This window comes from Actinotignum sanguinis, from assembly GCF_003957255.1.
Classification (GTDB): domain Bacteria; phylum Actinomycetota; class Actinomycetes; order Actinomycetales; family Actinomycetaceae; genus Actinotignum; species Actinotignum sanguinis.
The window spans coordinates 1-9184 of the sequence record NZ_QDIE01000047.1 but is presented as its reverse complement, the minus strand read 5'-3'; the positions used below and the strand labels follow the sequence as shown (position 1 = coordinate 9184).

The window sequence follows — 9184 nt, the reverse complement described above, 5'->3', positions numbered from 1 at the left end:
TGCACATTCCACCGCAGGTGTCAAGGAAGCAAGCTTATTGAGGTACTCGAGCTCAATAAGGCTGACTTTTCGTTGCTATGGCAGGGCAAACCCCGGATATGAGACCCACTTTTTGTCTATTAACCCAGGAATGACGTTCGGCGCCCTTTCCCGTTTAATCGCAGCATCTGGAGAATCGGGCGTGCTAGATGAGATCGCTAAGTCTCTCAGCACTTCAAGGCGTACGTTGCCTAGCCAAATACGGTCGTTTGTGTATCTACGTAATAGGTGCGCCCACTGTTCGAAGTTGTGGAATCACTCCGTTCTTGATGCTCCCGGGCTGCTTCCCAACATTGAGCGTAGGGCGAAGAAAACGCACGGTCAGTTCTCTCCGCGTTCTGTATACAAAATATTCGTAGCTATGGATGAACTCACCTCGAAAGTAGGGATTGCTACTGGATGGCTCACCCACCAAATAGATCCGTTGCTCCATTCCAGCCCGCTACTCAGCGCGGGGATAAAGACACCTGCTCGCTACGGTGAATTCGATGTGTCCCGGTTCGGGTAACGGGCGGTTTCGATGCGGTACTAAGCATGCCGAAGGTTCGGCATGCTTTTGTAGCATAAAGCGGAGAGTAAGGGATTCGAACCCTTGGTGCGGGGTCGCCGCACAACGGTTTTCAAGACCGTCTCATTCGGCCGCTCTGACAACTCTCCTAGCAGCACCGCCCACGCGGGCTGCAAAAGGCTAGTTTAGCGTAGTTTCGCCCGCTGTTACACCAGTGGCGCAGCTGCTTCGAGTACCGCTCCAAACTCACCTACCGGCGTGAACTCGGGCAGCAGGATGCGCTCCATCAGGTGCGCATCCATATCCGCCGAGTGATTACCGGAATGGGTCATGCCAGTGTCCTCAAAACCTTGGCGGGCATAGAAGCCGCGCAGCGGGCCCACGCAGTCCAGGCGTACGCGATCGTAACCGTAGGTAACAGCCAGCTGGGCCATCGCGGCCAGGATCGCGCGCCCGGCCCCCTTGGTCTCCACGGCCGGATTGGCCATAAGGGTGTGCAGATAGAGGGCGGGCATGTCATCGAACCAGATGAGCGGGTCGGAGTGGAGTGCGCGCACGGCGGCGGTGATGGTGCCATCAGCCGCGCGCAAAGCCCAAAATTCGCCGGCGTTCACTTGCTCAGCGATCTTCCATACGGGTAGCGAACCGAGCGGCCACTGGCTGTTGCCGGTCGCGGCCATAGTTTCTTCGATGGTGCGGCGGATGGTGGCGAGGGTGGCAATATCCTCGGCCGTGCACCGGGTCAGGTGAGTCGGTTGAGTGGTCATGAGAGTCGTCGTCCTCCGCAACTCGGTCCCACAGGGGAAATTCGGTCAGGAATTTAGTCAGCGCCTGGCATGCATCGAGCACGTATGCGCTGCTGTTAGGTTGGGTTGGGGGTGGCGTCGTCGTACCGGACGAAACACCGGGGGTGTCACACGGTCATGGGCCGCTGAACGCTAGCGTAAAACAAGAAAAGTATTCAGTGCAAGCTCTAGTAACGGTCAAGAATCAGTATCGTTGTTGTACGCGAACAGCTGGAAACGCGGGTGGTACCGCCCGGCCTCGCTTGCTGCACACAGGATTTTACACAGCGCGGCGGCCCTGTCAAAACATGATGTGTACCACCGGCAGTCGCCTTCCTGCTACCGAGGGCGACGACGCCGCACCTCTCGCCCACCAGCCCCGTTATATTGCGGAAAAGTCCGCAGCGGCGGCCCGCGCCCGGCGCACGGCATTAAGTCTGACAACCACATAGGATGGTGTCATGACTTCTCAATACCAGGACCCGCACAATGATCGTGCGCAGGCCACCGTGCCCAGCGCTGGCGCCGCGGCTGGCCGTTCGGCCCGCGCGCTCGTCACCCGTACCGCCGACCGTGATTTCCGCATCCCGGCAGTCTTGCATCGGGATCATCACCTGACCGTCTTCTTCGATGAACGCCCGCATCCGAGCGGGGATTTTGACTGGGAAAACCTGGGCGGGGCGATGGCCGCCGACCTCCCTAATCCCAACCGGATTTGCTATATCAGCGCTAAACTCCCCGCGCCGGGTACGCAGCTGCGCCTTGATGACCTCGAGTTTTCCGCACCGCGCCCGGTTCCGGGGACCCCTGCCGTGTGCGGGGATCCGTGTGTGGCCGGTGGGCCCGAAGGTGCGAGCACCGGGAATGAAGGCGACCAGAACGCCGCGCCGGATGCCGGCATTACCCTGGCCTACGCGGCTTCGGAGGAGATCGGCTATTTCGGCTCCCGCTTCGCCGGCCCGCGGCTGGAAGCCTGGATCGCCTGGGGTACCGGCCTCGATTCCCTAACCCATACCCGGGTGGACGATGAGCTCTATAGCGAGCTGCGTTGTGATGGCATCTTTGCCACTTCCGGTTCCACGCCGTTGCTAGGCGATACCGCGCTTCTCCCCTATGTGACAAACCGCGGGGGGGAGGCCGTTATCTACGTGGTGCATGTGCGCGCGGGCAAGATTGTGGCAATTTCCGAGCCGATTCACCCGGTGGGCACTCCCGGCCTGGACGAAACAACCCTCGAGGTCTGCGGGGGAGAGGTGATCGCAAATATCCGCCTCCAGGGCGCGGGCGGGCGCGTGGTGGCGCGCTCGAAGGACGGTCTGACCTGGTCTGAACCGCAACCCCTGAGTTTCCCCGATCCGGGCTGCAATGCCAAGCTGATCACCTGCGGAGATGGCACCGTCCTCATCCACCCGCATTCGGATACCGCTCGGGAGAATGGCGCTATTGTCGACGACGCCGGACGCCTGCTCCGCTCCCTGGGCCCGGGCGAATTCGGTTACTCCGACGCCGTGTGGCTCGCGGATAACCTCGCCGTCGTTTTCGAACGCGAGAACTCGCTCTACCTGGACCTTATCCCGGGCAGCGCGCTGCGCTAATTCGGCCAAGAAAGAACCCGCGTGGCACGCCACGCAACCGGGGCCGGGTGGGCTGGAAAATCCAGCCCACCCGGCCCCGGTATTTGTCTCACCCATCGCGCCGTGAGGTGCTTCTAGGCACGAGGTGTTGTGCTGAGCGAGACGGGATTTGTTTAGCGCCGCACGCCAGGCGTGTCGATGCCGTCGCCGTCCCAGTCGCCGATGAGGAGCTTATCGCCGGGCTTGCCGTAGGCGACGCTCATCACGGTATTGCCCTGCGCGTCGGCGGTGTAGATGATGTTGCCGCGGCGCACCCCAACGGTGTCCACGCCGTCACCATCCCAATCACCCACGATAACCTCATCGCCTACGCGGCCGAAGCTAAAGACCGCGTCTGCGTTTCCGGATTCCAGGGAGTTCTTCACGAAGAACTGGTTGCCGCGCACGGCAGCGAAGGTCGCGATGCCGTCGCCATCCCAGTCACCGGAGATGAGGGTATCGCTGGCCTTGCCGTAAGCGATGACGCTATCGGCATTGCCGCTGGTCAGCGAGTTCTTCACGAACACCTTGTTGCCGCGGATGACCGCGAAGGTGGTCTTGCCGTCGCCATCCCAGTCGCCCACCGCGACCTTATCGCCGGCCTTACCGTAGGAGAATACGGTATCGGCATTGCCGCCGCCCAGGGAGTTCTTCACGAAGAACTGGTTACCGCGGCGTACGGCAACGGACTTGCGGCCGTCACCGGTCCAATCGCCCACGAGGACTTCGTCGCCGCTGCGCCCATAGGAGAAGACGAGGTCAGCAACTGTGGATGTCCACGAGTTCGAAAGGTAGTTGGCATTGCCGTTCGATTCGGGAACCGCGGGCTCGCTCGGGTCCGGTGTCGGTTCCGGAGTGGGAGTCGGTGCCGGAGTCGGATCGGGTGTCGGCTGCGGCGCAGGCGAGGGATCCGGGCTCGGGCTGGGTTCCGGCTTGTCGGGTGTCGGTTGCGGCGCGGGGCTTGGATCGGGAGTACCCGGCGTCGGATCTTCGGTACCTGGCGTCGGCTCGGGTTCGGGGCTCGGTTCCACGCAGGTATCGGAAACCTCGGTCATCTTGTACACCGCAATTTCCGCGGCGGAGGCCAGCGAGTTCGGCCGGGTCCCGTAGGTTCCGGTAATACGCAGGCGCAGGAACTGGGTGTCCTTAGTGTCCACGAAGAAGGTAGCCGGCTCCGGCGAATTCTCGAAGGTACCTTCAGCGATCTTCACCGCGCTCTCGGCATCCTTACCGGCCCACAGTTCCGCGGAGCGGATGCGGCCGTTATCGCCACCGGCGCTGCGCGGGTGCACATCCACCCGGCCAATATTCTCAGCCTGGGGCAGTGCCAGATCAATATCCAAGGGCAGCGTGATCGTGGAGCTCCACGGGCTGTGCCAGATGGTATTGAGGTCGCCGTCGAAGAGGTTATCGGTGCCGTTATCCTCGCGAGCAGTTTCCGCCGCCACGTCATTAGCGATCTTCACGCCCGGCACGTAGACCGGCCGCGATTCGCATTCGCGGTTGATGAGAGTGACCTCAGCGAAGCCATTGACCGCTACCTTGTCACCGGAGGTAATACGGAACGGAATGGTTTGATCACCCGAACCGGCCAGCACCTTGGCGCCGATGGTTACCGGCACCTGGACAATGCGGGTTTCCCCGGCCTTGAGGGTGCCCAGCGCCACAGCTTCAGCTTCCCAACCAGCGGGCAGCTCACCGGGGGTGGCCACCACGCCAGCAAGATCCTCGCTACCCATATTCGTCACCGACAGCGGAATCGAGGACTTGCCACGGTATACCTTGGCCTTCTCCGCAGGCACCGCGGAAACAGGCAGCGAGTTCAGCCAATCCAGGGTGAAGTGGGCATAGAGCATGTCATTGTTATCACCCTCGTAGAAGATGCCATACCGGCCATCATCCATAGTCCACATCGTGGAGTACGACATAGCACCCTGCTTGAACTGCTTACCCACTGACCACGTGCGTCCGTCGTCGTACGAAATACGCACGAGGCCGTTCGAACGCGAGGTCGCGGACGACGAGGAGTAAAGCAAAATCTTCGCCTGCGCGCTGCCTTCTGGCGCGTTCGGGAACGCACGGATAATCGAGGCGTTATTGCGCGGGTCGGGCAGCTGCCATTCGACCTGCATCGGGGTGTAGGTCTGGCCGCCGTCCTTCGAGAAGGCGATCTTGCGGGCCATAATGCCGTCCGAGGACCGCGAGTTGAGCATGACGGTGCCGTCGGAAAGCTCCACGACCTTGTTCTCGTCCATGTTTCCGTAGACCGGCTGGCCGGGTGTCCAGGTGGCGCCGTTGTCATCCGAGTAGACGGAGACGGCGGCGTAGCCCTTGCCGTTCGGCATGGTCATCGTGAACTGTTGGATGAGGCGGCCCTTGTGCGGGCCGTACTTGAGCTGGATACCAGCGCCAGAGGCCGCGAAGCGGGAGCGAATATTCTCATCGAAGGTGATGTCCTTGGTAATGAGGCGCGGCTTCGACCAGGTCTCGCCGTTGTCATCCGAGTAGACAACCTGGGCGTGCAGGGCCCGCCGATTATCCGGATCGGTGCCCGGCTGGGAATCCTGGAAACGCACATCGTAGGAGAACACCGAGAAGAGGAAGATACGCCCGGTTTCTTCGTTCACCACGAAGGAGGGATCCGAGAAGCCGTACTTATCCGCGTCGCGAATATGTCCCTTGCCCTGGAGGATTTCCTCCGGTGCTGTCCACGACTTTCCGTTGTCCTTGGAGATACGGAGAGTGATGTGGTTCGGGTTCGGGGAGTCCATGCAGGAATCCGGGCGGCCGTCATAAGCCGCGAGGATCCAGCCGTTATTGGCCTGCGCGAGCGCCGGGATGCGGTAGCAGTAGTTTTCCTTATCCCCGGCACGTGCCAGGCGCACGGTTTCCATATCCCCACGTTCGGTCGGGATAGTGGCCGGATCCGGCTGCTGGTCAATGCGCTCGTTGATCACCTTGATGGCGGGTAGCTCGGCGCGGATATTATCCTGAAGCACCCGCGTGCCATCGCGATCCTCGGTGGCGCGGAACACCACGTAAGGCGTGAAGCTGCCACGCTCGGCATCTTCCGCGGTCACCTTGTAGGTGATGGTATTGCAGCCCTTGGTATCCCCGGCCGCCAGATTACCCCAGCGGCAATTCGGGGTGCCGGTGGTCAGGAAGCGGTTGAGGTTGGACTGGTAGGGGAAGGCCGTGATCGTGCGATCCGAGGTATTCGTGTAGGAGACCCGGAAGGTCAGTTCCTGGCCGATGCGCAGCGGTTCCCCGCCGTCATCAGTGCGCTCGAATTCCACGGTCATGTATTCCTGCGGTGCGGGTTCTTCACCTTCGCGTTCTTCCAGCCGAGCTAGCGCGGTGGCATTAACCGCGACCTTGCCAGCCACTTCGACAACAAAGTCGAGGCCAATGTCGTCGTCGTACGCGACAGCATTTTTGCCGATGGTAACCGGAATGGCGACCGTGCGGGTTTCGCCGGCCGGCAGGTTCCCCATACGAACTTCCTCAGCGGACCAGCCACGTGGCAACCACTTCGGCTTGATGACGGGATCTGCGATCTCGGTGGTTCCCACGTTGGTTACGTTCAGCTTGACCTTCGCTTCGCCGCGATTGACCACCACGCGCTCGGGGGTAGTGGAGAGCGGCACGGAATCCAGCCAATCAAAGCCGAAGTGTGCGTAGAGCATGTCATTGTTATCGCCCTCGAAGAAGATGCCGTACCGGCCGTCCTTCATCGCCCACATCGTGGAGTAGGCCATAGCGCCCTTCTTGAAGAGCTTGCCCACCGACCAGCTTTCGCCGTCGTCGTAGGAAACACGGATGAGGCCGTTTTCGCGACCATCCGGGGATGAGGACGAATAAAGCAGAATCTTCGCCTTGTCGCTGCCCTGCGGCGCGTTCGGGAAGGCGCGGATAATCGAAGCGTTGTTATGCGGATCGGGTAGCTGCCAATCCACCTGCATGGGGCTGTAGGTTGCGCCGCCGTCGGTGGAATACGCAATCTTGCGGGCCCACACGTTATCCGAGGAGCGCGAGTTGATCATGAGGGTGCCGTCGGAAAGCTCCACGACCTTGTTTTCGTCCATACCGCCGTACACAGGCTGGCCCGGAGTCCAGGTTTCCCCATTGTTATCCGAGTAGACGGACACCGCTGCGTAACCGCGGTTATTCGGCATGGTCATGGTGAACTGCTGGACCAGGCGGCCCTTGTGCTCACCGTACTTGATCTGAATACCAGCACCGGATGCGGCAAAGCGGGAGCGAATATTCTTATCGAAAGTGATGTCATCCGTGATAATGCGCGGCTGCGACCAGGTCTCACCGTTGTCATCGGAGTAAACGACCTGCGCGTGCAACACATTGCGATCATTGGGATCCGTGCCGGGGCGCGAATCCTGGAAACGCTTGTCATAGGAGTAGACCGAGAAGAGGAAAATACGTCCGGTTTCTTCGTTCACCACGAAGGAGGGATCGGAATACCCGTACTTATCGGGGCTGCGGAGCGTTCCCTTACCCTGGAGGATTTCCTTGGGCTCAGTCCACGATTTCCCGTTGTCTTTGGAGATGCGCAGGGTGATGTGGTTGGGGTTGGGGGAGTCCATGCACGATCCGGGGCGGCCGTCATACGCGGCCAGGATCCAGCCGTTATTCGCCTGGGCAAGAGCCGGAATGCGGTAGCAGTAGTCTTCCTTATCTCCCGCGCGTGCCAGACGCACGGTTTCCATATCGCCGCGTTCGGTGGGGATAGTGGCCGGGTCCGGATCCTTCGGTGCCTGCTCGTTAATGAGGGTGACCGGGGTGAGTTCCTGGCGGATGCCTTCCTGGAGCACCTTCGTGCCATTGCGATCTTCGGTGGCGCGGAATTCCACGAAGGGTGTGAAAGTGCCCTTGGCGGCATCCTCGGCCGTCACGGTGTAGGTGGCCGTAGCGCAGCCCTTAGTGTCGCCCGGCTTGAGATTTGCCCAGCGGCAATTCGGAGCCTTGGGAGGCAGCACACCTTTAAGGTTCGACTGGTATGGGAACGCAGTGATTGCGCGCTGCGAGTGATTTGTGTAGGTAATTGCGAACGTCATCTTTTGACCGATGCGAAGCTCGTCTCCGTTGTCATCGGTGCGTTTAAAGGTGATCGACATGTAGTTCGCGGCGTCCGCGGTATTTTCCGCTCCCGAAGCTTCGGTGCTCTCGGCGGATCTATCGGTATTTTCGGTGGACGTTTCGCTGTTTTCGGGCGTGCTCTCCGCGGCGAGAGCAGTTGACGTGCCTGATTCTAATTCGTCAGCAGTGAGGGCCGGCGGCTGCGCAGTCTCGAGGACTTCCGCTGCCTGAGGCTCGGGCTGCGGGGGCGTTTCCCCCGGGCTGGCCCACGCTGTCAACGGCGTGACCGTGAGAGCAACCGTGGCTGACAGTGCCACGAATGCACTCCACCCACGCCGGGCGCGAGGAGTTGACATTGTGCTGTTACCTTTCTGGCAGACATCATCGTCTCGTCTGACGCTGTTGTCAGACAACAACGAAAATGGCACAGTAACTCCGCGCTTGGAAAGTATTGTCAGACAATAATGCCTAATGGAACAACGTTCCGGGGTGCCTTGCGGCCGTGGTGGGTCCATTTCCCCGCGCTTCGGTACGACGGCGCAGCGCAGTCGGCACGTAGCTCCGCAAAGAAGTTCAATGCCCCGGTAAGAATATCTGACATGGCCAAATAGCGCTCCACCGGGGCTCCGGGTAAATAGACAGAAATGGTTGCTAATACCCAGACTTTCCCTCGCTATACCAACACAAAGTCCGGGTCGTTGAGCTTTTCGACCTCAATGAGTTTGCTTCCTTGACTTTCCTGGCGAGGCACCCCCTGACGGAAAACTCGTTCCGTCCGGGCTGCCACGCACCGCGACCACGGGGTAGGCAGAGGTATCAAAATGGGCGTCTCGGACTGTGCGGTCAGCAAAGTGGGCGTAAGGAACATGAAATCGGGTGAAAACGGTGCTCTCACGCCCACTTTGTTCGTGATGAAGGCTCGTCGCTAAGTTGGAGGGGAAGCATAGTGCAAATTCCGGACGGGGCTGCGGACTGTTTATTGGACATTATTGCTTAAAACCGTTTGACGGTGCTCCGTGATAGTTAAACCATCGAACTTCAAGGTAATACGCTTCTGGTTATAAAAGAGCATATACTCGTCTATCGCCTCGCATAACTCATCAGTTGTAGCCCACTTCTTCCCGTAATAAATCTCGGTTTTCATC

General features: G+C 60.2%; 6 protein-coding genes, 1 tRNA gene and 1 pseudogene. 4 read left to right on the top strand and 4 right to left on the bottom strand.

The annotated features are described in order from the left end of the window. Nucleotides 1-130 precede the first annotated feature (130 nt). Together DDD64_RS09225 and DDD64_RS09075 are read left to right on the top strand one after the other, a co-directional pair. A pseudogene (locus DDD64_RS09225) lies at nt 131-235 on the top strand (Abi family protein); the annotation flags it as partial. A gap of 165 nt (nt 236-400) precedes the next feature. Continuing rightward, nucleotides 401-547, top strand: coding sequence for a hypothetical protein (locus tag DDD64_RS09075; RefSeq protein WP_241227715.1), 147 nt, complete (start codon nt 401-403; stop codon nt 545-547). 61 nt (nt 548-608) lie between these two features. Here DDD64_RS09075 and DDD64_RS08495 read toward each other — a convergent pair. Then, nucleotides 609-696, bottom strand: a tRNA-Ser gene (locus DDD64_RS08495). 57 nt (nt 697-753) lie between these two features. Continuing rightward, nucleotides 754-1314: a GNAT family N-acetyltransferase gene (locus tag DDD64_RS08490; protein ID WP_126135935.1), complete on the bottom strand. Its 561-nt coding sequence runs from the start codon at nt 1312-1314 to the stop codon at nt 754-756. 326 nt (nt 1315-1640) lie between these two features. Between DDD64_RS08490 and DDD64_RS08865 the strand changes: the two genes are divergently transcribed. Then, nucleotides 1641-1784 carry a hypothetical protein gene (locus tag DDD64_RS08865; protein WP_164545983.1) on the top strand — a complete coding sequence of 48 codons (144 nt, stop codon included), beginning with the start codon at nt 1641-1643 and terminating at the stop codon, nt 1782-1784. Between the two features lie 9 nt (nt 1785-1793). After that, entirely contained in the window at nt 1794-2927 is a 1134-nt protein-coding gene (locus tag DDD64_RS08485) for a sialidase family protein (RefSeq protein WP_126135934.1), read from the top strand. Nucleotides 2928-3079: 152 nt separating this feature from the next. Here DDD64_RS08485 and DDD64_RS08480 read toward each other — a convergent pair whose 3' ends face one another. Continuing rightward, nucleotides 3080-8395: an exo-alpha-sialidase gene (locus tag DDD64_RS08480; RefSeq protein WP_164545982.1), complete on the bottom strand. Its 5316-nt coding sequence runs from the start codon at nt 8393-8395 to the stop codon at nt 3080-3082. 620 nt (nt 8396-9015) lie between these two features. Further along, entirely contained in the window at nt 9016-9183 is a 168-nt protein-coding gene (locus tag DDD64_RS09220) for an IS3 family transposase (RefSeq protein ID WP_164545869.1), read from the bottom strand. Between the last annotated feature and the right edge of the window lies 1 nt (nt 9184).

Bases quoted from the DNA above. Each gene is read 5' to 3' on its own strand.
- DDD64_RS08490 (WP_126135935.1), bottom strand. From the start codon at position 1,314: ATGACCACTCAACCGACTCACCTGACCCGGTGCACGGCCGAGGATATT.
- DDD64_RS08485 (WP_126135934.1), top strand. From the start codon at position 1,794: ATGACTTCTCAATACCAGGACCCGCACAATGATCGTGCGCAGGCCACC.
- DDD64_RS09075 (WP_241227715.1), top strand. From the start codon at position 401: ATGGATGAACTCACCTCGAAAGTAGGGATTGCTACTGGATGGCTCACC.
- DDD64_RS08480 (WP_164545982.1), bottom strand. From the start codon at position 8,395: ATGTCAACTCCTCGCGCCCGGCGTGGGTGGAGTGCATTCGTGGCACTG.
- DDD64_RS09220 (WP_164545869.1), bottom strand. From the start codon at position 9,183: ATGAAAACCGAGATTTATTACGGGAAGAAGTGGGCTACAACTGATGAG.
- DDD64_RS08865 (WP_164545983.1), top strand. From the start codon at position 1,641: ATGATGTGTACCACCGGCAGTCGCCTTCCTGCTACCGAGGGCGACGAC.